A 23,204-nucleotide genomic window follows, 5' to 3' on the forward strand; every position below is an offset into this window, starting at 1 on the left:
TCGATCCGATTTCCGTTCTGAATATTTCTCTTAGAAATTTTCAGGGTCGTTGTCTATTGTTCAGTTATCAAGGTTCTTCGTTGTTTCCGCCTCTCAGCGACAACTTCTATAGTTTATCATGCCGCTTTCGGTTTGTCAACAAGTTTTTCAATTTTCTTTTTCGCCGTCATCCGCGTTTTCATCGCTTCTTCCGGCAAAAAATCCACCCTCTTTCGTGGTGGATTTTTATAATACCATCTTCATTTTTGAGTGTCAACGGATTTTTACAATTTTTTGCCCAAAATTTTACTTAAACGACACCGCCATCTTGAGAACCGGGTTGTACTCATAGATCACGCGCAGGATGTCGTTTCCCTGAACCGCGTCGTAGGCCTCCCTGCCAAAGGATGTGGTGTACAGCATGGTGATGAGCATGAAGAGGATCCACACGATGACAAGGGCTCCCACGGCCCCCAGCAGCGCGCCGCCCAGCCGGTTGAAAAATCCGATCACCGGAAGGTTCGCGACAATGTCGAGGGCAAAGATGATCGCCCGCAGCACAACCGTGACAACGACAAACGTGAGGATAAACGCCAGAATGTTCAGGACAAGCTTCGTCGCGTAGGCGGCCACATACTGGGCAAAGCTCTCCACGCCCAGATCCTCATAGATCTCTTCATTATTGTTATTAAGAAGCAGCGTCTTGAATACGCCCGGGATGTCCGCCCCCTCGATCGCGGCGATCTGCATGTCGCGGGGGATCTCCGCCCCCTCCAGCGCCTCCTGCGCCTCCTCGCCGCCCGCACGCAGGCCGTCCAGAAGACTCCTGGATATGCCGTACTGGGCCAGCTCGTCATCGGTGACATTCCCGTTCACGATATCTTCCACCGTGACGCCGGCCGCGTTGAGCTGTGTCTCGGAGATCCCTGCGGATTCCAGGACCCTGCGCACATTGTCCACCGTGAGGCCGCCGGACGCGCCGCCGTCTTCCCCCTGCAGGACAGAGGATGCCATACTTGTGATGGACTGCTCCGCCTGCCTCTCGATCATCTCGTCCAGAGGCGTGACCGCGGCGATCCCGCTGCTCACATACGGGGTCATAAAAAACACCAGGATAAATGTGACCACCGTGGCCAGCAGGGAGACCGCGATCTTAACCGCGCCCCTGTAAAGCCCGACGATCATGCATACAAGAAAAATAACGCCTGTCGCTATCAGAATCCAATTCATACCTTCTCCTTATTTTACGAACCGGACCACTTCCATCCCGTCCGCATTCATCACAATGTATTTATTTACGCCGAAGACCGGGAACATCTCCAGGATGGGACTTTCCATCTCCCCCTCGAACTTGTGGATCCCCGTCCGCCCGAAGACGGTGCACTGCGCCCCGTCGTAGAGGATCACCTGCATGCCGCAGATCTTCATGTTCGAGTAGTCGCCGGTAAACTTCTCCGACATGACCTTGTCCCCTCTCTTATTATAGAGGCAGAGTTCATAGCCCGGCTCCCCCTCGTTCTTGAGCACCAGGCCGATATAGGAAGAGCTGTGGCACACGCTCCGGATCTCTTTCCCAAGCGGGATCTCGGACGAGAGCGCCGGCGTCTCTCCTCCCTTGTAGAGCAGGAGCCTGTCGTGCCCCACCACGGCCGACGTTTTGCCATCCATAAAGAACACGGCGGGCGCCACCATATCCTCGTAGGTCTCGCTGAGGACCTCGTAGTTCTCGCCGGCGTTCCCGCCCTCCCCGAAATCATAGTAACAGATATGGGTGACGGTGCGTCCGCTCTCCACGGTCATAAAGGATACCAGCAGCAACTCCCCGTCTTTCGAGAGACTTAAATCCAGCGGATAGCCGTTCCCCTTCATGGCTGTGTCGATCCTGGCCAGCGTATTCCCCGCCGCGTCAAAGCAGACGATCTGGGGCTCGCCGTCCCCGCTCAGCACAGCGGCCACGATGCCCTGGGAGGAGACGACCGCCTTCTCGATGGGCATGGTCGTCTCGATCTCGCCCTTCAGCCCGTCGCGGTCCACGACGATCATGCTGTTGCCGTCCTTGTCCGCCACGACCGCGGAATCTCCGAAGACATGCACCATCGGGTTCTGCATCTGGTAGGACTGGTTCCACACTTCATCCCCTCTCCGGTCCAGCAGCGCGATCCCGTCGCGGCTGTACTTGAGCACGCCGGATGCAAATTCCCGGTAGCTGCTGTTCCCCGCGTCCTGCGCCGGGTACACGTCCAGGATCCGCACGGACGAATAGGTCTGCAGGTTGATGAACAGGAAAATGCCGACGGCAAACAGGACTGCCACCGCAATCCCGATCACCGTCCGCAGACGCATCTTCCTTCTGTATGCCCGCACCTGCTGGTCCAGCTCCTCTATAGACAGGTCCGCGTCCCCTCCTCCGGGCGTCCGGGCCGCGCCGGCCGGCTCCTCCCCGACAAGGCGGAAGCGGTCTCTTATCTTCTGCTTCATATATCAAACCTCGTTTTCCCTTACAATCACTTCGTGGATATTATACCACGTGCGCAGGGAAGGGAGCGCTGCCGCAGGCAGCATTTACTTCCCAAGCCGTGGATTGCCGGTATAATCCCTGCGAAGCAGGGCAGCCCGGATGCCGGGCTGGATTGCACTTCGTGCAATCATTATACCATACCCACGCAGGTTCACAAGAGAAAATTGCCGGGCGTCCGAAACAGCGCGTCAGGGGAGCAAAAGTTTCTGTCCGATGAAAATGAGATTTCCGTCGGACAGTCCGTTCATTTTGCAGATCGCCTCCGTCTCCTGCGTCGAGCCGTACAGCTTCAGGCTGATGCTGTCCAGCGTATCCCCTCTCTGCACGGTATAGTACTCCTCCCCGCCGTCCCCCTCCTCCACTACAGGCTCCGCGCCCTCCGCTGTACCGGCAGGCAGGGCGTCCGCCCCGTCAGAGGCGGGCTCCTGTATCCCCGCATCCGCGGAGGCATCCCCGGAGGGCTGCAGGGCTTCCTCCCCGGCAGTCCCGTCCCCGCCGTCCCCCTGCACGGATTTGGAGAGGGTCTCTATGGATGACTGAACAGAATTCATCTTGTCATAATTATTCATGGCTGAGATACCGATCGCCAGTACGACAACTACCAGCAGGATGCTTGTCAGGTACACGAGATGGGAATTACTCCTCTGCTCCTGCGCCTCCATCTTCTCCCTTACTGCAGAGCGAAAATTCTTTGCAGCTCGATCCTCAACCACTTCCCCGGGAGAAACGCCGATCTGTCTGCGCGTATTGATCATATAATTCTGCATGTCGGGATTCTTCTCATAAAAGATGAAAAAACCTCCCATCTGCATCAGTTCGTGATACTTGTAGGCAAAGTAGACATCCTCGTCCTCCTCCGGATCCTTCAGGATAAAGATGCTGTTCTTCCCCAGCTTCAGCTGCTCGTGTATCTGCGCCATGCTGCCGGCCAGCACAAGCGGCCTGCCCGGCGCGGCGAGGGCCCAGCCCACGATCTCCCGGCCGGGAAAATAGGTGCCGCACTCCCGCACGGCTCCCTCGCGGGCCTCCCCGCTGACGCGGATCTCGCCCCGCTCCTCCGTCACTTCCTCGATGCGGACTGCGCCGGTGATAAAGACGCACTCCTGACTTTCCACTACCGCCTGCTCCCCAAGCAGCAGCGCCCCCACGGGCCCTTCCTTGGCGCCCGCCTTCAGCTGGTTCAGGTAGGTGTCCACATAGTCTTCCACATAGATCTTCGGCGTGTCCGAGACATTGCCCACCTGCCTTACATTCTTCGGAAATTTCCGTTCCATATACTCTCACCTCACTGGATATTTTTGCATATCATAGCACATGCTTTTTGCGTATTTTAGCAGTTGATGAGGCCTGTCCATGGAAATTTCCGCCGTTTTCCCTCCCCCTGCGACGTTTTCTGCCGCCTTTTTCCACCGCCGCGCCCGCTTCCGTGTCTGAACCGCAGGCACGATCACCGCAGCCCCGCTTGTGCGGACACGGCGGCCGCCAAGGTCCCGGGCAGGCCCGGGCTTCGGCTCGCCGCCAGTACAACCAATACAAAAAGAACCGGCAGACGTTCGTCTGCCGGCCCTCACATTCATATATGCTCCCTATTTCAGGAATTCTTTTACCTTTGTGTAAATGCTGTCGCTGTCCAGTCCGTACTTTTTGATCAGCTCTACAGCCGGTCCGGACTCGCCGAAGGTATCGTTGATGCCGATCTTCAGCACTTTTGCAGCCGCTTCCCGGGCAACCACATCGCACACGGCGCTTCCCAGTCCGCCGATGACGGAGTGCTCTTCCACCGTCACGACCTTGCCTGTCTTCCTGGCCGCCTCAAGGACAGCCTCCTCGTCCAGAGGCTTGATGGTATGGATATTGATCACTTCCGCGCTGATGCCGTCCGCGGCCAGCTTCTCAGCCGCCGCCAGGGACTCGGATACCGGAAGGCCTGTGGCGATGATCGTCACATCCGTGCCCTCCCGCAGTGTCACAGCTTTTCCAAGCTCAAATCTGTAATCCGGATTGTCGTTGATCACCGGGACAGCCAGTCTGCCGAAGCGCAGATAAACCGGTCCCTGGTGCTCGTAGGCCGCCTCAACGGCCGCCTTTGCCTCCACATCATCGGAGGGGTTGATGACAACCATGCCCGGGATCGTCCGCATCAGGGCGATGTCCTCGTTGCACTGGTGTGTCGCGCCGTCCTCACCTACGGAGATACCTGCGTGGGTCGCGCCGATCTTCACGTTCAGGTGGGGATACCCGATGGAGTTGCGCACCTGCTCGAACGCCCGCCCCGCTGCGAACATGGCAAAAGAGCTGGCGAAGGGAACCTTGCCTGTGGTGGCGATGCCGGCCGCCACGCCCATCATATTGCTCTCCGCGATACCGCAGTCGATGTGGCGCTCCGGGAACGCCTTCTTGAACGTGCCCGTCTTGGTGGCGTTTGCAAGGTCTGCGTCCAGAACCACGACGTCCTCGTGTTTCTTTCCTAATTCTACTAAAGCATTACCGTAGCTCTCTCTTGTTGCGATCTTCTTTACATCTGACATAATGCTTCACCTACCTTCTCTAAATCTTCCATCGCAGTCTTGTACTGCTCGTCGTTGGGGGCTGCTCCATGCCAGGATGCCTGGTTCTCCATGAAGGAGACGCCTTTGCCCTTCACAGTCTTGGCGATGATGGCTGTGGGCTGTCCCTTTACTGTCTTTGCCTCCTTGAAGGCAGCGTCGATGGCGTCGAAGTCATGTCCGTCGATGTTGATCACATGGAAATTGAACGCCTCAAATTTCTTATCGATGGGGTACGGGGAGTTTACGTCCGTGATCGCACCGTCGATCTGCAGATTGTTGTTGTCCACGATCACCACGAGGTTGTCCAGCTTTCTGTGAGCGGCCAGCATGGATGCCTCCCAGACCTGTCCCTCCTGGATCTCGCCGTCGCCGAGCAGCGTGTACACGCGGTAGTCATCGCCGGAGAGCTTCGCGGAGATGGCCATGCCGACTGCTGCGGAAATGCCCTGGCCGAGAGAGCCGGAGGACATGTCCACGCCCGGAATGTGCTTCATATCCGGATGTCCCTGCAGATAGGAACCCGTGTGGCGCAGTGTCTTCAGATCCTCCGTGGGGAAGAAGCCGCGCAGGGCCAGTGTGGAATAGTAGCCCGGCGCCGTGTGTCCCTTGGAGAGGACGAAGCGGTCTCTGTCCGCCTTCTTCGGATCTTTCGGATCGATGTTCATCTCTTCAAAATAAAGATAGGTGTAGATATCTGCCGCGGAAAGAGATCCGCCCGGATGACCGGACTTTGCGCTGTGGGTCGCCTCGATGATCCACTTGCGCACCTCGTTCGCAGTCTTCATAAGCTCTGTTTTATTCATGAAAATTGCCTCCTGGTGTTAAAGTTTTCTATGTATATTCCTACTCTCCGAAAACAGCCTTGTAGTCTTCCTGGAACTTGATGATGCCGGCATCTGTCAGCGGATGCTTTGTCATCTTCTCGATCACGCCGTAGGGAACGGTCGCGATGTCAGCCCCTGCAAGCGCGCAGTCTGTGATGTGCATGGGGTTGCGGATGCTGGCTGCGATGATCTTCGTGTCGATATCGCCTGCAACGGCAAAGATCTCTGCGATCTCGCGGATCAGGTCAACGCCGCGCACGGAGATGTCGTCCAGACGTCCCAGGAACGGGGATACGTAAGTCGCGCCTGCCCTTGCGGCCAGAAGCGCCTGGTTTGCCGTGAAGACCAGCGTCACGTTCGTCTTGATGCCCTCGGCTGTGAGCTGCTTGCAGGCCTTCAGACCCTCAACGGTCATGGGGATCTTTACGACCATGTTCGGATGGATCTTCGCGATCTCGCGTCCCTCTCTGATCATGCCCTCGGCGTCTGTCGTTGTGGCTTTGACCTCGCCGCTGATGGGACCGTCCACGATGGATGCGATCTCCGCGATGACTTCCTCAAACACGCGCCCCTCTTTGGCGATCAGGGACGGGTTCGTCGTCACGCCGCAGATAACGCCCATGTCGTTCGCTTTTCTGATGTCTTCTACATTGGCTGTGTCGATAAAGAATTTCATTTTTTCTTCCTCCTTGCTTTTGATGAACATCTGGTAAAATGCATACGCTCATTTGGTTAAATTATATCGCATAAGAAAGGAGGCGGTCAATAGCCTTGTTTCTTTATTAATAATTTACGCAATTAATAAAATCAAATTATTAGTATCTGTTTTTGTATATTCCCCGTTAAATGCATGTAAACTTATCACAAAACTGCTTTTGAGAGCCCTGTTCCCGTTCATCCGTCTTCCGGATCAGGTCTTTTATTACTAATATTTTTTAAAAATACATTAATTTTTCTTTTTTTTCGTTCTGGCGTAGGACGTCGTCCCCCGGACGATCAGCCTCGGCTCATACTCCACATGGTAGGTGCTGATCGGCTCCGCGCCGGCGTATTTCCCGCGGCCCGAGTCTATCTTCTTCATGATGATGTCGCAGGCGTCCCGCCCCTTGAAGATGACAAAGTGCTCGATCGTGGTCAGGGACATCTTGTGCATGCTGGCGAACAGGGTGTTGTCGCAGCCCATGACCGACACGTCCCCCGGGACTTTCAGCTTCGCCTCCTGCAGGGCGTCCAGGATGCCGAAAGCGATCATGTCGTTGAGCCCCACGATGGCCGTCACATCCTGCTTCTGCGCCAGCAGCTCCCGGGTCAGCTCGTAGCCGATGCGGTACTCCGAATCGATGTGGGCGATATCCCGGTCGATCTCTTCGGCGGCCGCCCGGATGATGACCTGGTCCCGCAGGCCCGCCTTCTCAAACTCCTTCAGGAAACCCTCCACCCGCTTGGAGCGCTGCTTCTGCCGCACGGTCAGGGGCGGCGCGATATACGCCACCTTCCGGTGCCCCAGCTCCAGGAGGTGGCGGGCCATGATCCGGCCCAGCTTGGAATTGTCCAGCTCCACCGCATCCACGTTCAGCCGCTCATTCTGGTTGTTGATGATGACGACCGGGATCTCCCCGGCCAGCTTCTCCACCGTGTCCATAAAGCAGTGGCTCGGGTTGCACGTATAGATGATCCCCACGGGATGGAGCTCCCACATCATCTTCAGGTACCGCTCCTCCATCTTCAGATCCCGCTGGGTGTTGCAGACGAACAGCCCGTAGCCCTGCTCCTTGGCCCTGAGCTCAATGCCCTGCAGGAGCATGACGTAGTAGGGGTTCGTCAGATTAGAGCAAAAGACCACCAGGAGCTTCTCCCGGCGGTTCTCTTTCTTCCCTTTCCGCTTCGGCAGGACATAGCCCAGCTCCTCGGCGGCCGCCTCCACTTTCTCCACGGTCTCTTTGGAAAAGGAAACGTTGTACTTCCTGTTCAGGACCATGGAGACGGTGGACTGGGACACGCCTGCTGCCCGGGCAATATCCGTTGATGTCACTTTCTTTTTCCCTGCCATCTCCTAAATCTCCGTTCTGCCCTCCAGCGCCCGCAGAAGGGTCACCTCGTCAATATATTCCAGATCGCCGCCCACCGGCACGCCGCTGGCGATCCGGCTCACCCGGATCCCGGCCGGCTTGATGAGCTTGCTGATGTACATGGCTGTCGTCTCCCCCTCCAGGCTGGAGTTCGTGGCGATGATCACCTCGTCCACATCCCCCCGGAGCCGCTCCATCAGCTCCTTCAGGCGGATGTCCCCCGGGCCGACCCCCAGCATGGGGGAGATGGCGCCGTGGAGCACGTGGTACACGCCCTCGTACTTGCCTGTCTTCTCATAGGCAGCCAGGTCGCGGGGGGTCTCCACCACCATGATGGTCCGGTGATCCCGCGCCGGGTTGGCGCAGATGGGGCAGACCTCCTGGTCCGTCAGGGTACAGCACTCCCTGCAGTACCGGATATGATCCCGGGCTTCCACAATGGTCTGCGCCAGCTCGTGCACCTGGTCCGCCGGCATGCTGATGAGATGAAAGGCCAGCCGCTGGGCAGACTTGGGGCCGATGCCCGGCAGCCTGGAGAACTGCTCGATCAGCCTGCTGATCTGACTGCTGTAGTAATCCATATCTCCTTCACCGCCGCTTTCCCGCTAGAACAGGCCCGGCATGCCGCCGCCCAGTCCGCCGGTAAATTTGGACATGCCGGCCGCCGACTCGGCGTCCACCTTCTCCAGCGCCTCGTTCACAGCCGCCACAAGCATATCTTCCAGCATCTCCACGTCATCCGGATCCACAGCCTCTTCATCCAGCTTCACCTTCAGCACCTTTTTCGCGCCGGACACAGTGACTTCCACCGCGCCGCCGCCCGCTGTAGCCGTAAACTCCTTCGTCTCCAGCTCCTTGGCCTGCTCCTCCATCTGGCGCTGCATCTTCTGCGCCTGCTTCATAAGATTTGCCATGTTTCCGGGCATTCCCCCCGGAAAACCTCCGCGTCTTGCCATTGTCTTCTTCTCCTTATCAGTCTTCTATCGTTATATCCATATGGATCAGCTTCTCAATGTCCACGAAGCTGTCCTCAAAGCGTCTGCCCGCCTCGACCCGGCGGACGTCCACCTCCATCTTTTTCCCGGTCTTCTGCGCGATGAGCTGCTCGATCTCCTCCCGGTGTTCCTGGCGGCCTACGAAAGCCGCGCTCACCTCATCGTCCAGCACGAGCAGGAGCCTGTCGCCCTCCCCCGCGCTCAGATGCGCTTTCTTAAGATAGCTGCGCAGCATGGGGGACGCGCCCTGTGCGATGGACCGGAAGTCTGCGGCCACCGCCTTCACATCCTCGCTCAGCGCCCTGGGAAGCTCCGGCGCCGGGCGGCGCGCCTCCTCTTCCCGGGCAGACGCCCGCGAAGGACCGCCCGGACCTGCGGGAGCCGGGGGCGCCGACCGGAGCGCCTCCACCTCGTCCTCCAGCGCTTTGAGCCTCGCCAGCAGCGCGTCCGGCCCCTGCTCCATCTGGGGCCGGCACAGCCGGATCAGCGTCACTTCCAGGAGGACACGCTTCTGGGACGCGTACTTGAGCTGGCCGGTCAGCTCCGAGAAGATCCGGATGTGGCGGATCAGCTCGTCCGTCCCGATCATCCCGGACTCCTCCCGGATCTTCTGCAGGTTCTCCGTGGACACATCCAGCACGTCCTCCATCTCCTCGGAGCTTTTCACAAGGAGGAGGTTGCGCAGGTACCAGGTGAAATCCGCCGCCATCTGGGACAGCTCACGCCCCTGCATGATCAGCTCATCCACCGTCTCGATGACCCGCTTCACATCCCGGTCAAGGAGTTCCCGCAAAAGCCGGCTGAACATGTCCGCATCCACCGCGCCCAGCACTTCCAGGACATGGTCGTAGGTCAGCCGCTGCCCGATATAAAATGCCGCGCACTGGTCCAGAAGGCTCAGCGCGTCACGCATGGAGCCGTCCGCCATCCGGGCGATGTAGCGCACGGCCTTGTCCTCCACATCCAGCCCTTCCCTGCCGATCACTTCCTGCAGCCGGCCGGCGATGGTGTCGATGGAGATCCGCTTGAAATCATACCGCTGGCACCGGCTTAAGATCGTCACCGGGATCCGGTGGGCCTCCGTGGTCGCCAGGATAAAGATCACGTATTCCGGCGGCTCCTCCAGCGTCTTTAAGAGCGCGTTGAACGCCCCCTGGGAGAGCATATGCACCTCGTCTATGATATAGACCTTGAAGCGCCCTTCCGTAGGGCGGTACGTCACTTCCTCCCGGATCTCCCGGATGTTGTCCACGCCGTTGTTGGACGCCGCGTCGATCTCGATCACATTCATGGAAGTGCCGGCCGCAACGGACCGGCACATGGCGCACTCGCCGCAGGGACTCCCGTCCACCGGATGCTCGCAGTTGACCGCCTTGGCAAAGATCTTCGCCACGGTTGTTTTTCCCGTCCCCCTTGTCCCGCAGAACAGGTACGCGTGTCCGATCCTGTCTTTCTTTATCTGGTTCTTCAGGGTTGTCACGATCGCGTCCTGCCCTCTGACGTCCGCGAATTCACCGGGACGGAATTTCCGGTATAGCGCTGTATATCCCATCTGGCTGCACTCCTTTATTCTTCCTTCTTACTTGTCGCCGAAGCTGATGCCCGTCATCCTGGCCTCTTTTATGATGCCTGCCTCCGGATCCACGGTCTTGAGCTTGCCGGCCACTTCCGCAAGGGGCACTTTCGTGATCTCCCCTCTGCGGATCGCCATCATGTACCCGTAATCCCCCTCCAGGATCCGCTCTGCCGCCGCTGCGCCGAGCCTTGTGGCCAGCACGCGGTCGTAGGGGCAGGGGGAGCCGCCTCTCTGGGTATGGCCTGGCACCGTGATGCGGACCTCCTGGTCCATCTTTTTCTGGATCCGCTCCGCCAGCTCGTAGGCGACGGAGGGATAGTTCTCCTTCGCCTTCTTCTCCTTGAACTCCTTCTTGGAGAGCTTGGCGTCCTCCTTGGAGATGGCGCCCTCCGCCACCGCGATGATGGTAAAGCGCTTGCCCTCTTCCGCCCGCTTCCGGATGGCGTTCACGACCACCTTGATGTCATAGGGGATCTCCGGGAGCAGGATGATGTCCGCGCCGCCGGCGACGCCTGCATGGAGGGTCACCCAGCCCACCTTGTGGCCCATGACTTCCACGATGAACACGCGGCTGTGGGAGGTGGCTGTCGTGTGGATCCTGTCGATGGTGTCCGTCGCCACGTCCACCGCGCTCTGGAACCCGAAGGTCATGTCCGTGCCCCACAGGTCATTGTCAATGGTCTTGGGGAGCGTGATGACATTGAGCCCCTCCTCCCGCAGAAGGTTGGCCGTCTTGTGGGTCCCGTTGCCGCCCAGGATCACCAGGCAGTCCAGGTTCAGCTTGTGGTACGTGTGCTTCATGGCCTCCACCTTGTCCAGCCCGTTCTCGTCCGGCACCCGCATCAGCTTGAAGGGCTGCCTGGACGTTCCCAGGATCGTGCCGCCCCTTGTCAGTATACCGGAAAAATCCCGCGATGTGAGCATCTTGAAATTGGAATAGATCAGGCCCTTATATCCGTCCATAAATCCGTAGATCTCCACATCATTCCTCTTGGAGCAGACTCCTTTTACAACGCCCCGCATGGCCGCATTCAGGGCCTGGCAGTCTCCTCCGCTTGTAAGCATTCCGATCCGCAGCATAGTCAGATCACTCCTTTCTCCTCTATCTGTACTGCTGTCATATTCATAGAGATTATACCCTATTTTCCTACCCGGCACAAGAAAAAACAGTCCCGCATCCCCTCCCTGCCCCTTTACCTGGCGGCCGGAAGCGGGTATACTGGTAACGGAATGATTTAGACAGAAAGCTGGTACAAACTATGGACAAACTGGATATAAGACTCTGGACACTCGCGGCAAAGGGGGAGATCGTCCCCGACAGATCCCTCCTCAAGACGCCGGAACAGATCCGGGCGATCAAAAAGAGCGCGGATCTCAACACCGCCGTGCTGGATCATGTGGCGGCGCACATCCGCGCCGGGATGAGCACGGATGAGATCGACCGTCTGGTGTACGACTTTACCGTCGCCCACGGCGGCGTCCCCGCGCCTTTGAATTATGAAGGGTTCCCGAAGAGCGTGTGCACCTCCGTCAACAATGTGATCTGCCACGGCATCCCGGACGAGGGGGAGATCCTGCAGGAGGGGGACATCGTCAACGTGGACGTCTCCACTATCCTGGACGGCTACTACTCCGACGCATCCCGCATGTTCACCATCGGCCGGGTCAGCCCGCGGGCCGAAAAGCTGGTCCGCGTCACAAAGGAGTGTGTGGAGCTGGGCCTTGCGCAGGCCAGACCGTGGGGGCACTTAGGCGACATCGCCTGGGCCATCAATACCCACGCCCGCGAGAACGGCTACAGCGTGGTGGAGGACATCGGCGGCCACGGCATCGGCCTGGAGTTCCACGAGGAGCCCTTTGTCAGCTATGTGACGCCAAAGGGCAGCGAGATGGTCCTGGTCCCCGGCATGATGTTCACCATCGAGCCCATGATCAACGAGGGGAGCCCGGACTTCTTCATCGACGAGGACAACGGCTGGACCGTCTGCACCATCGACGACGGGCTGTCCGCCCAGGTGGAGTACATGGTGCTCATAACAGAGGACGGGGCCGAGGTCCTGTCAAAATAATAAAACGAGGACTGCGCAGACCGCGCAGTCCTTTTTTCAGAGCTGATATCTTGGTAATGTGTTGATATTGGAACCTGCCCCCATGATGCCGCGGAGTTCTCCACGCTCCGCGCCGCAGCATCCTTTCATCACAACATTGACACAAGCTTAAAAATAAAGTTGGCCGCCACGCCGGCGCACAGCCCGCCGAAAATGGCGAGAAAAATAATAAGGAAGATGAATGCCTCCAGGCTCACTGCTTTCTTGTACTGTTTCTTCATGTGTTTCCCCATTTCTGTGTAAGTCTCAAGACAATTCAGTTCTCCCATACTATAACGAATATCTATGGATACTGCAACATTTTTTCTATACCTATAATCATTTTTATATAGATTTTTTCGAATAAAAGAAATATTTGTATAATATCCCGAATTTTTCCATGCATTTTTATAAAATTTCTTGTATTTTTTTCAAAAACTTATGGCATGTCCGCGGATAGGATTATATAATATTGATATATCAGAGCAAAGGAGGAAGGCGCATATGAAACAAAATAGTATGTTAGCCATGATATTAGCCGGCGGCCGCGGTTCCAGGCTGCACGAGCTGACAAATAAGGTTGCCAAGCCTGCCGTTTCCTATGGCGGTAAATACAAGATCATCGACTTCCCCATCAGCAACTGTGCCAACAGCGGCATTGATGTTGTGGGCGTCCTGACCCAGTACGAGTCCATCCAGCTGAACAGCTACGTGGCGGCGGGACGGCGCTGGGGCCTGGATGCGAGGGACAGCGGCGTGTTCGTGCTCCCGCCCCGCGAGAAAGCGGATGTCAACTTAAACGTTTACAGAGGTACGGCGGACGCCATCTCACAGAATATCGACTTTATCGATTCCTACTCGCCGGAGTACCTGCTCATCCTCTCCGGCGACCACATCTACAAGATGAACTACGCGAAGATGCTCGCCTACCACAAGGAGCAGAACGCGGACGCCACCATCGCCGTCATCGAGGTTCCCATGAAGGAGGCGAGCCGGTTCGGTATCATGAACACGGACGAGAGCGGGCGGATCGTGGAATTCCAGGAGAAGCCGGCCGAGCCAAAGAGCAACCTGGCTTCCATGGGCATCTACATCTTTGACTGGAAGCAGCTTCGCAAGATGCTGGTAGCGGACATGAAGTCCAACGAGTCCAGCCACGACTTCGGCAAGGACATCATCCCCGCCATGCTGGCGGACGGCAAGAAGCTGTGCGCATACAAATTCAAAGGCTACTGGAAGGACGTAGGGACCATCGATTCCCTCTGGGAAGCCAACATGGATCTGCTGGACCGGAACAACGAGCTGGATCTGAACGACTCCACCTGGAAGATCTACACGGAGGACGCCGTGGCGCTCCCGCAGTACATAGGGCCTGACGCCGAGATCGACAAGGCCTTCATCACCCAGGGCTGCATCATCGAGGGGTCGGTCAGGAACTCTGTCCTCTTCACAGACGTAAAGATCGGCGCGGGCGCAAAGATCATCGACAGCGTGCTGATGCCCGGGGCCGAGGTAGCCGAGGGGGCCGTCGTGCAGAGAGCCCTTGTGGCGGACGGCGTCAAGATCGGCAAAGAGGCGAAGGTCGGCAGCGCTGACAGCGAGCACATCGAGCTGGTCTCCAAACGTGTAAAGGGGGTTGAGTAATATGAACAAGGCATTAGGAATTGTAAACTTTTCCGGAAATCACATCTGGGTAGAGGGCCTGCAGCCCTACCGCCCCATCGGCGCCTTCTCCTTTCTTGGAAGATACCGGGTCATTGATTTCCCGATCTCCAATATGAGCAACAGCGGCATTGACCAGATCCAGGTCTACATCCGCAGAAAGCCCCGCTCCCTGGCAGAGCATCTGGGAACAGGACGCCACTACAACATCAACTCCAAGAGGGGCCGCCTCCACATCCTCTTCGCGGAGACAGGCGTGGAGCATGATATCTACAACAACGATATCGCCGCCTTCCGCGAGAACCTGGAATGCATCCGCAGCGCGACCTGCCCCTACGTGGTGATCGCCCCCAGCTACATGATCTACGCCCAGGACTTCAATGAGCTTCTGCAGACCCACATTGACTCCGGCGCGGACATCACCCTCCTGTACCACTCCACGGACGATGCGAAGGAACATTTCCTCAACTGCAACACCGTGAACCTGAACAAGCAGAAGGGCGTGCTCTCCCTGGAGATGAACCGCGGCACGGCCAAGAACCGCCAGATCTTCATGGACACATACGTGATGAGCCGGGAGCTCTTCCTGGACCTCATCCACAAGGCTCACAAGACTTCCTCCATGTACACCCTGGCGGACATCGTCAGCGCCTCCTGCGAGGAACTGGATGTGCGCGGCGTGTCCCACCGCGGATACTTCGCCTCCATCACGGATTTCAAGAGCTACTATGACGCGAACATCTCGCTGATCGACTTCAAGACAGCCCTCAGCCTCTTCGAGGACGAGTGGCCGATCTACACGAGGACGAACGACTCCTGTCCGACCCAGTATTTCGAGGGATCCAATGTAAAGAATTCCATCGTGTCGGACGGCTGCCTCATCGAGGGCACCATCGAGAACTCCATCATCGGCCGCGGCTGCACCATCAAGAAGGGCGCTGTCGTGAAGAACTGCGTGATCCTCCCCGACGTCACCATCGATACGGACGTGCATGTGGAGAATGTCGTGGCGGATAAGCACGCGAAGATCACCCACGTCAAAGAAGTGGTGGCGGATCCTGACGATCCGGGTTACATCCGCAGGGACGATGTGATCTAAAACGGATTACGGAAAGCATACAAAAAAAGAACTTCCGGCGCTGTGCCGGAAGTTCTTTTTTTGCCTCTGTCTTTCTATCCCAGGATCATCCTGTCATTGTCCAGCTCCCCGCCGCTGGCCTCCTCAAACTTGCGCATCAGGTCCGCCACCTTCAGGTTCCGCTTCTCCTCGCCGGACACGTCGTAGATGATGCGCCCCTCGTGCATCATGATCAGCCGGTTCCCGTGGGCGATGGCGTCCCGCATGTTGTGGGTCACCATCAGGGCTGTGAGCTGGTTCTCCTCTATGATCCGGTCCGAGATCTCCAGCACCTTGGCCGCCGTCTTCGGATCCAGCGCCGCCGTGTGCTCGTCAAGGAGCAGGACCTTCGGCCGGCGCAGGGCCGCCATGAGAAGGGTGACCGCCTGCCTCTGCCCGCCGGACAGAAGCCCCACTTTCGTGGAGATGCGCGCCTCCAGCCCCAGGCCGAGGGCGCCAAGCTTCTTCTTGTACTCCTCCCTCTCCTTCCTGGAGATGCCCCAGCGCAGGCCTCTTCTTTTGCCGCGCCGGGCGGCGATGGCCATGTTTTCCTCGATGGACATGGTCGCCGCCGTGCCGGTCATGGGATCCTGGAACACCCGCCCCAGGTAGGCCGCCCGCCTGTGTTCCGGCAGGTTGGTGATATCCGCGCCGTCTATGATGATCTTTCCTTCGTCCACAAACCAGGTGCCGGCGATGGCGTTCAGCGTGGTGGACTTGCCGGCGCCGTTCCCGCCGATGATGGTCACGAAGTCGCCCGGATCCAGGCGCAGGTTCACGCCGTCCAGGGCCTTCTTCTCGTTGATCGTCCCCTTGTGAAAGGTCTTGTGGATGTTCTGTATCTCAAGCATGTATCCCATGTCCTACGACCTCCTTTTTGCCGCCCGCCGGTCCTTCAGGTAGGGCACCGCCAGGAAGAGCGCCACCACCAGCGCCGAGAACAGCTTCATGTAATCCGAGGGCATCCGAAGCCAGAGCACAAGGGCGTAGGCCACATAGTACAGGACTGCGCCCACGAACACCGCCGCCAGCGTGCAGGCGAACGCCATCTTGCGCCCCGCGCACAGCTTTCCGAAGATCACCTCGCTGATGATCACGGCCGCCAGGCCGATGACGATGGCGCCCCGCCCCATGTTGACGTCGGCCGCCCCCTGGTACTGCGCCAGGATCCCGCCGCACAGGCCGACCAGGCCGTTTGAGAGGGTCAGCGCCAGCACCTTGGCCACATCCGTGTTGATCCCCTGAGCCCGGGCCATCTGCGGATTACAGCCCGTGGCGCGGATGGCCGCGCCTGTCTCCGTGCCGAAGAAGCAGTATACGACAGCCACCAGGACAAGGCAGCCGGCGATCAGTTCCAGGAAGAACAGCGCCCTCCCGTCGCCGCTCACATACCGGGAGGACGCCACCAGACCCTGCTGGGTCAGGCTGATGCCCTGGTTGGATTTCCCCATGATGCCCAGGTTCACCGAGTACAGCGATACCTGGGTCAGGATGCCGGCCAGAATGCCCGGTATCCCGAGTCCCGTGTGGAGAAGGCCGGTCACCAGGCCCGCCGCCATGCCTGCCAGCAGCGCAAACACGAGGGAGAGGGCCGGGCTCATCCCGCCCTGGATCAGCATGACCGCCGCCGCTGCGCCTGTGGCCAGGGATCCGTCCACCGTCAGATCCGGGAAATCCAGGATCCGGAACGTGATGTAGACCCCCACTGCCATGATCCCCCATATGATACCCTGTGCCGCCGTTCCGGGCATGGCCCGCAGCAGCGCCAGCGGGTCCAGGGAAAGTATGTATTCTGCTATCATATCCTTTCGCCTCTGCCTTTCTGTCTCTTATTCTGCCGTGGAGTCAGACTCGATCGCCTCGTACCCCTCCGGAACTGTGATGCCAAGCTCCTCGCAGATCTGCGGGTTGTACATCTTCGTCGGTTCCGGCGCCGTCTGCACTTCCATGGTCGTTATATTCGCGCCGTCAGCCAGGATATCGCAGGCCATCTCGCCTGTCTTATAGCCAAGCTCATAGTAGCTGATGCACAGCGTCGCGATGCCGCATACGCTGCAGGTTCCCTGCTCGCTGGCGACCACCGGCACCTTCGCGGGCCGGCAGATGTTGTCGATGATCCCCGGGTTGGCCGCCATAGTGTTGTCTGTCGGGATATAGAGGGCGTCGCACTCCTGCACTGCGCTTGTCACCACGGACTGGATCTCGTTTGAGTCTGCCGCCGTGTACTCCTTGTACGCCACGCCGTCCTCCTCCAGCTCCTTCTCAAACATCTCCGCCTGGTACTTGGAGTTGGACTCCGCGGAGCAGTAGAGGATGCCCACGGTCTCCACATCCGGCAGAAGTTCCAGCATCACGTCCTCCTGCTCGGAGATGGGCGCCAGGTCGCTTGTACCGGAAATGTTCACTCCCGTCGTGCCCGTCCAGTCGTCCATGCCGAGGGCGCTGCCGTAGTCTGTGACAGACGTTCCCAGGATCGGGATGTCCGCTGTCGCCTGGGCCGCCGTCTGGAGCGGCAGGGTCGCGTTGGCAAGAATGAGATCCACATCGGAGGAAACAAAATTGTTCATGATGGTGGAGCACATGGCCTGCTCTCCCTGGGCGTTCTGCACGTCAAACTCTACATTGTCCTCGCCGAGCAGCTCTTTGCAGGCATCCTGGAAGCCTGCCGTCGCATCGTCCAGAGACGGGTGCTCCATCTGCTGGCAGATCCCGATCACATACTTGCCGGAACCGCCGGATCCCCCGCTGCTCCCGGCGCCGTCCCCGCTCCCGGAGCTGCTTCCGCAGGCCGTCAGGCCCGCCGTCATCACTGCTGCTGTCATAACCGCCATCACTTTTTTTGCTTTCATCTTTTGTTTCCTCCCTGCTGTCAGTTTCGCGTTACTTTCACACTTTAGAATTTTCACACTTCAAAATTTTTACACTTCACTGTATGAAAGTTACCCACAAACTGCATTATAGTCCTAAAAAAATGAGAAGTCAACCGTTTTTTTGGCAATCCTGCATATTGTACAAAATAAAAAGGAGCGTTCCACCGGGAACACTCCTATCCCCTTTGGCAGGTTCACCTCCCCATATGTCTACTCTTCCATGTAATCGTAGTACTCCGCTTCGCTGGCAAAGAGCATGTAGCTCCCTTCCACATATCCCATATAGCCTTTCTCCGTATTGTATCCTTTCATAGTAAAACAGCTCCTTTCGCGCTCTGTGTTTTCTTATCTTCCACCACAGATTACAAAAGGAGCTGTCGTATAAAAATACCAGCTTACTCTTCTTTCCCCTTTCTTTTGGCGCGCCGCCGTACAAGAAGGCCGATCGCCGTCCCCAGGACAGCCGGACAGACCCAGCCGAACCCGGCCCCCGACAGGGGAAGGAGCGCCCCCGCCCATCCGGTCAGGCCGTCCAGATGGAGGAAGACCCGCGTCTCTTCCGGCAGCGCCCGGATCCCGTCAAAGGCGGCCGCCACCGCCGTGAAGGCCAGCGCCCACTGAAGCACCCGCCTGTCGTCCGCGAAGAAGCGGCCGGCCAGCGTCAGGAGGCACAGCACGATCGCCAGCGGGTAGAGGAACATAAGGACCGGCACCGCGTAGGCGATGATGGCGTCCAGGCCCAGGTTCGCCACCAGGAACGAGAACACGCTGAAGCCCGCGGCCCATCCCCGGTAGGAGAACCGCCCCGGGACAAGGTGGGAGAAGGTCTCCGCGCAGCTTGTGATCAGCCCCACCGCCGTCTTCAGGCAGGCTACGGTGACCGTCACAGCCAGGATCAGGGCGCCTGCGCTCCCGAAGTAGTGATCCGCGATCCGGGCCAGCGCCTCGCCGCCGTTGCTGCTGACCGGCAGCTGTCCCGCGCTCTGGGCACCCATGACCGAGACAAGGACATAGATGACCGCCATCAGGACGGCGCTGAAAGCGCCCGCCTTCACCGTGCTCTTCGCCACATCCCCGGGGTCCTCCACGCCCAGCCTGCGGATGACGTCGATCACCACAATGCCGAAGGCAAGGCCGGCCAGGGCGTCCATCGTGTTGTATCCCTCCAGAAGGCCGGTGGCAAACGCGCCGTCCACATAGGCCCCTGACGCCGGCAGCTCCCCGGTCCGCCCCATGGGCCCGCTCAGGGCCCGCAGCACGAGAACAGCCAGGAACGCAAGGAAGAGCGGGTTCAGCACCTTGCCGATCCAGGTCATGATCTCACCGGGCCGCAGGGAGAAGAAGAGGACCGCCGCAAAAAAGAGGAAGGAGAACCCGGCCAGCCAGAGGGGATCCCCCTGTCCGGGAAGAAGCCCCTCGATCCCCACCGTGTAGGAGACGGTGGCGCACCTGGGGATGGCAAAAAGCGGTCCGATCGTCAGGTAGAGGGCGCAAGTGAAAAACAGCCCGTACCCGGCCCCCGCCCGGCTTGCCAGCTCCAGAAGCCCCCGCTCCCTGCTGATGCCAAGCGCGGCCACACTAAGAAGCGGCAGGCCTACTCCCGTGATGAGAAAGCCCGCCGCAGCCTGCCAGACATGGCTGCCGGACATCTGTCCCATGGAGACCGGAAAGATCAGGTTCCCGGCCCCAAAGAACATGCCGAACAGCATGCTGGCCACAAAGATCGTCTCTTTACATGTCAGTTTCTTTTTCATGTTCCCCGTCCCCCCGCTTTCTTATTACTATAGCTTACTATAGCACAGTTCGGGGAGGGACGACACCATTGTTTACGGTTTAACATTCTTTGCCCGCCAGAGCTCCTTTAGCGCCTGCACTTCCTTAGCGCCTGCGCCCCCGCAGCGCCGCTGCGGCCGCGAGAAGTCCGCCCGCAGAGAAAAGCAGCAGGGCGGCCGGCGCACGTCCGTCACCAGTCCGGGGGATGGCCGGCGCGCCGGCTGCCGGCTCTGCCTTGATCTCTTCCTTTGTCTCTGTCCCTTCCTCTGTCCCCGTCTGTCCGGCAGAGGGGCCTTCCTCCGGCGCAGCTTCCCGGTATGTGCGGTATACAAGGGTGATCCCGTTCACCTCCCCGTCTTCCTGCAGCGTCAGCAGCTCTCCGTCCGCCCGGAACCCGGCCGGACAGCCGGGCTCCTCTTCTCTGAGGGACGCCGCAAAGACCGTGTCGCCGGTCTTTCCCGTCCCCCAAACCGGTCCTGTCCGTGCCCTTCCTCCGGCACATAGTCCAGGCTGACCGTGTCTTTATATCGCACCTGCCGCGTCTGCAGCACGACGTCGTTTCCCTCCTCGTCGATATCCATGTACCGGAGGGTAAACAGGTCCTTCTTCATGTACACGTGCAGAAAGGAACCGACGTGCCGGAAGACGCAGGCGCCGTCCCCCTGCATCTGCTCCGGGAGGACCGGGATCTTCGCGCCGGTCTCACAGGCTTCCGGGGAGCTCCCCGTGGCATACCAGCCCTCCTCGCAGGTCAGGCCGTCGGGATGAAAGACCGTCACCTCCGCCCCGTACACATCCGGGTCCTTCTCGATCCGGACGCTCTCCTCCCCGACCCTGCGGAAGGTCCCGTCGCTTCGCTCCACAAAGTAGGTCACAAAGATGGAGTGGGCGCTCCCGTCTATCCAGGGGTAGGCGTCAAAGGTGTGGTCCATCTTCGCCAGGTCCTGTCCCGCCTCCCTTTCGTAGTCCTCAAACTGCGGCGTCTCCACGTTTACCGTGTCCCCCGCTGGCGCCCGGTATGTCTTCGTCCCGAGCAGCGCCTCGCTGTCCCCGGCCCGCCCGATGTACTCCACCGTGTAGTCCGCCTGCTCCCGGGCCTGCGCGCTCTGCGCACAGAACCCAAGAAACAGAAGCAGCAGGGCCGCCGCGAGCCGGATCGTCCGTTTCTTTCTCATCTCATTCCCTCTTTCTCTCTTTTTTCCCCGGCAGCCGCGCCGCCGGTCAGGTACCTATCATACCATGGAAAGAAACTGGAAAGGACAGGGAATGTTTTCCAGACGGATCCCGTGTATTTGTGTTGCTTTTCCCCCGGAAAACGAGTATACTGATTTCCATAAAGATCCAGGGAGTCCCGCATCCGGGATCCCCGTCTTTGTTTTCCGGCCGGTCGGCCAGTTTTTTCAAACAGGATGAAACCACGCAAAACAGAACAGAAAAACCGGGAACGCATCGTTGTCTTTTGACCCCGCCCTTGGTACAATAAAGAAAAGGCCAGTCTTTTTTGTGTTTCCGGAACGAGCAAAGGAGGATGCACATGAAAGACAAAAGAACCAGCAGCCCCGGAACAAGGAAACCGCAGATCGGCAGCAGCCGGACCAGGGACAGCGGCGCCAAGGAGATCTTCGACAACCACACCCTGTGCGCCCAGTTCCTGCGGGACTACGTGGACGTAGGACTTCTAAAGGACGTACAGCCGGAGGACATCGAGGATATCTCCGAGCGTTTCCTGGAGCTCTGGCAGGAGAACCGGGACTCCGACTCTGTCAAGAAGATCCGCCTGCACCGGGGGCCGGATACAGGGGGAGGCAGCACAGGGCCGGGCGGCGCAGGAGCGGGGGATACGCTCTATCTGCTCACCCTGATCGAACACCAGCACAAGGTGGATCACAGCATGTCCTTCCGGATCCTGCGGTACATCGTCCAGATCCTCACGGATTATGAGAAAGAGATGGAGGCAAAGGAGAAAGGATGTACGACGCGGAAGGACTTCCGCTATCCGCCTGTCCTGCCAATCGTCTTCTTCGACGGCTCCGGGAACTGGACCGCAGCCACAGATTTCCGGGAGAGGGTCTTCCTAAACGACGTGCTGGGCGACTACATCCCGGCCTTCCGGTATCTGGTAGTGCCGCTGTCCCGGTACAGCAACCGGGAGCTCATCGAGAAAAAGGACGAGCTGTCTTTGATCATGCTGATCGACAAGCTCAGGAGCGCGGCGGACTTCCGGGCGCTGCGGGAGCTGCCGGAGGGGTATCTGGAGGAGATCACGAAGGATTCGCCGGAGTCGGTGCTGAAACTGATGGGAAAACTGATGGCAGTGCTGCTGCTCCGGCTGAACGTACCGAAGGAAGAGATAGAAGAGTTCACAGACCGGATCGAAAGGAGGGAGTTTGCCATGTTGTTTCCGAATTTTGAAGGATATGATGTGCAGGAGACGCGAAGGAAGAGCCGTGCCGAGGGCCGCGCCGAGGGCATGGCCGAGGGCCGGGAAAAGGGCATCACGGAAGGCCATGCCCTGTCCGTGCTGAGCCTCCTGGAAGACACAGGCCCGGTGCCGGAGGAACTGCGCGGGCGGATCCTGGAAGAGACGGACCAGGAGACGCTGGAGAGGTGGCTTAAGCTGGCCGCGCGGGCCGGCAGCATAGAAGACTTCAAAGCGCAGATGTAGGGGCGCGCCAGAAGGTACGTTCCGGGATTATAAGCGGCCTCCAAGGTCTCGGGCAAGCCCGGACTTTCGCTCGTCGCCAGTACAAAGAAGGGGAAGTCGGTTAATACCGAATTTTAATCCTTAACACACAGGAAAGAGGCAATCCCAGAGAATTCGGATTTTTCCAGAAACCGGATTCTCTGTCGGAATGTCTCTTTCTTTTTATCTCTTGTATTTTAGGGCGCAAAAGCCCCTTGACCTGGATTGCAAGGGTGCTCCATCCATTAAGCGGCTTTCTGCTCCTTTTTCCCTTCGTATTTCTCGATTTCATGATGCAGGAACCGGTGGTATTTCAGGATGTTCCGGCCTATTGCATACAACATGAATTCTTTATATACTTTTTCCGCTGAACGGTAATTAAAACGGCGGAAGTTCTCGTTCTCTTTGATATCTCCAAAGTGTCCTTCTGTCTGGATCGATCGTGTCTGGCGTTTCAGGATCCCTTCTTCACTCTGGATATTCGCATTGGATTCCTCCCGCA

The 23,204-nt window shown here is 58.6% G+C and carries 23 protein-coding genes; 4 read left to right on the top strand and 19 right to left on the bottom strand.

From position 1 onward, the window contains the following. Positions 1–285: 285 nt before the first annotated feature. The 11 genes from H6A20_RS12110 to H6A20_RS12160 form a co-directional block, all read right to left on the bottom strand. Positions 286–1,209 (bottom strand): CvpA family protein, encoded by a 924-nt coding sequence (locus H6A20_RS12110; RefSeq protein WP_204907374.1) that lies wholly within the window; start codon positions 1,207–1,209, stop codon positions 286–288. A 9-nt stretch (positions 1,210–1,218) separates the two neighbouring features. Continuing rightward, a complete protein-coding gene (locus tag H6A20_RS12115; protein ID WP_204907375.1) occupies positions 1,219–2,457 on the bottom strand; it encodes a DUF5711 family protein in 1,239 nt (412 codons plus the stop codon). A 228-nt stretch (positions 2,458–2,685) separates the two neighbouring features. Continuing rightward, positions 2,686–3,771, bottom strand: coding sequence for a LysM peptidoglycan-binding domain-containing protein (locus H6A20_RS12120; RefSeq protein WP_204907376.1), 1,086 nt, complete (start codon positions 3,769–3,771; stop codon positions 2,686–2,688). 312 nt (positions 3,772–4,083) lie between these two features. Beyond that, positions 4,084–5,025, bottom strand: a complete 942-nt coding sequence (locus H6A20_RS12125; RefSeq protein WP_204907377.1) for a transketolase family protein — start codon at positions 5,023–5,025, stop codon at positions 4,084–4,086. After that, positions 5,013–5,849 (bottom strand): transketolase, encoded by an 837-nt coding sequence (locus H6A20_RS12130; protein WP_204907378.1) that lies wholly within the window; start codon positions 5,847–5,849, stop codon positions 5,013–5,015. Before H6A20_RS12130 ends, H6A20_RS12125 begins: the two co-directional genes overlap by 13 nt. 40 nt (positions 5,850–5,889) lie before the next feature. Then, the gene (gene fsa / locus H6A20_RS12135) at positions 5,890–6,546 is read right to left on the bottom strand and encodes a fructose-6-phosphate aldolase (RefSeq protein ID WP_204907379.1); all 657 of its coding nucleotides are present in this window, start codon (positions 6,544–6,546) and stop codon (positions 5,890–5,892) included. A 270-nt stretch (positions 6,547–6,816) separates the two neighbouring features. Further along, complete coding sequence (locus H6A20_RS12140; RefSeq protein WP_204907380.1) at positions 6,817–7,920, bottom strand: LacI family DNA-binding transcriptional regulator; 1,104 nt, start codon at positions 7,918–7,920, stop codon at positions 6,817–6,819. A 3-nt stretch (positions 7,921–7,923) separates the two neighbouring features. Then, positions 7,924–8,520 (bottom strand): recombination mediator RecR, encoded by a 597-nt coding sequence (gene recR, locus H6A20_RS12145; RefSeq protein WP_204907381.1) that lies wholly within the window; start codon positions 8,518–8,520, stop codon positions 7,924–7,926. 24 nt (positions 8,521–8,544) lie between these two features. Then, positions 8,545–8,895, bottom strand: coding sequence for a YbaB/EbfC family nucleoid-associated protein (locus H6A20_RS12150; RefSeq protein ID WP_204907382.1), 351 nt, complete (start codon positions 8,893–8,895; stop codon positions 8,545–8,547). Between the two features lie 16 nt (positions 8,896–8,911). Continuing rightward, complete coding sequence (dnaX, locus tag H6A20_RS12155) at positions 8,912–10,486, bottom strand: DNA polymerase III subunit gamma/tau (RefSeq protein ID WP_204907383.1); 1,575 nt, start codon at positions 10,484–10,486, stop codon at positions 8,912–8,914. A gap of 27 nt (positions 10,487–10,513) precedes the next feature. Beyond that, on the bottom strand, positions 10,514–11,590 hold the full coding sequence (locus tag H6A20_RS12160) for a 6-phosphofructokinase (RefSeq protein WP_204907384.1): 1,077 nt from the start codon (positions 11,588–11,590) through the stop codon (positions 10,514–10,516). 179 nt (positions 11,591–11,769) lie between these two features. Here H6A20_RS12160 and map point away from each other — a divergent pair, with 179 nt between their 5' ends. Further along, positions 11,770–12,579, top strand: coding sequence for a type I methionyl aminopeptidase (map, locus tag H6A20_RS12165; protein ID WP_204907385.1), 810 nt, complete (start codon positions 11,770–11,772; stop codon positions 12,577–12,579). 128 nt (positions 12,580–12,707) lie between these two features. Here map and H6A20_RS13785 read toward each other — a convergent pair whose 3' ends face one another. After that, a complete protein-coding gene (locus tag H6A20_RS13785) occupies positions 12,708–12,839 on the bottom strand; it encodes a hypothetical protein (RefSeq protein WP_275952137.1) in 132 nt (43 codons plus the stop codon). A gap of 262 nt (positions 12,840–13,101) precedes the next feature. On the opposite strand from H6A20_RS13785, the gene H6A20_RS12170 reads away from it, so the two are divergent. Together H6A20_RS12170 and glgD are read left to right on the top strand one after the other, a co-directional pair. Next, positions 13,102–14,241, top strand: coding sequence for a glucose-1-phosphate adenylyltransferase (locus tag H6A20_RS12170; RefSeq protein ID WP_204907386.1), 1,140 nt, complete (start codon positions 13,102–13,104; stop codon positions 14,239–14,241). A 1-nt stretch (position 14,242) separates the two neighbouring features. After that, on the top strand, positions 14,243–15,358 hold the full coding sequence (gene glgD, locus H6A20_RS12175) for a glucose-1-phosphate adenylyltransferase subunit GlgD (protein ID WP_204907387.1): 1,116 nt from the start codon (positions 14,243–14,245) through the stop codon (positions 15,356–15,358). Between the two features lie 74 nt (positions 15,359–15,432). Here the strand turns inward: glgD and H6A20_RS12180 are convergent, their stop codons facing one another. The 6 genes from H6A20_RS12180 to H6A20_RS12205 form a co-directional block, all read right to left on the bottom strand. After that, the gene (locus H6A20_RS12180) at positions 15,433–16,227 is read right to left on the bottom strand and encodes an ABC transporter ATP-binding protein (protein ID WP_204907394.1); all 795 of its coding nucleotides are present in this window, start codon (positions 16,225–16,227) and stop codon (positions 15,433–15,435) included. 12 nt (positions 16,228–16,239) lie between these two features. Further along, positions 16,240–17,178: an ABC transporter permease gene (locus tag H6A20_RS12185; protein ID WP_243426221.1), complete on the bottom strand. Its 939-nt coding sequence runs from the start codon at positions 17,176–17,178 to the stop codon at positions 16,240–16,242. Between the two features lie 27 nt (positions 17,179–17,205). After that, complete coding sequence (locus H6A20_RS12190) at positions 17,206–18,225, bottom strand: ABC transporter substrate-binding protein (RefSeq protein WP_204907388.1); 1,020 nt, start codon at positions 18,223–18,225, stop codon at positions 17,206–17,208. 416 nt (positions 18,226–18,641) lie between these two features. Then, on the bottom strand, positions 18,642–20,000 hold the full coding sequence (gene brnQ, locus H6A20_RS12195; RefSeq protein WP_204907389.1) for a branched-chain amino acid transport system II carrier protein: 1,359 nt from the start codon (positions 19,998–20,000) through the stop codon (positions 18,642–18,644). A gap of 124 nt (positions 20,001–20,124) precedes the next feature. Then, positions 20,125–20,367: a hypothetical protein gene (locus tag H6A20_RS12200; RefSeq protein WP_204907390.1), complete on the bottom strand. Its 243-nt coding sequence runs from the start codon at positions 20,365–20,367 to the stop codon at positions 20,125–20,127. Positions 20,368–20,387: 20 nt separating this feature from the next. Beyond that, on the bottom strand, positions 20,388–21,194 hold the full coding sequence (locus H6A20_RS12205; protein WP_204907391.1) for a hypothetical protein: 807 nt from the start codon (positions 21,192–21,194) through the stop codon (positions 20,388–20,390). A 359-nt stretch (positions 21,195–21,553) separates the two neighbouring features. On the opposite strand from H6A20_RS12205, the gene H6A20_RS12210 reads away from it, so the two are divergent. Further along, complete coding sequence (locus H6A20_RS12210) at positions 21,554–22,684, top strand: Rpn family recombination-promoting nuclease/putative transposase (protein ID WP_204907392.1); 1,131 nt, start codon at positions 21,554–21,556, stop codon at positions 22,682–22,684. A 263-nt stretch (positions 22,685–22,947) separates the two neighbouring features. On the opposite strand, the gene H6A20_RS12215 is transcribed toward H6A20_RS12210, so the two are convergent. Next, the coding region (locus H6A20_RS12215) for a transposase (protein WP_204907393.1) at positions 22,948–23,204 on the bottom strand (257 nt) is incomplete at its 5' end.

The sequence above is a fragment of the Mordavella massiliensis genome (assembly GCF_016901695.1).
GTDB lineage: Bacteria > Bacillota > Clostridia > Lachnospirales > Lachnospiraceae > Claveliimonas > Claveliimonas massiliensis_A.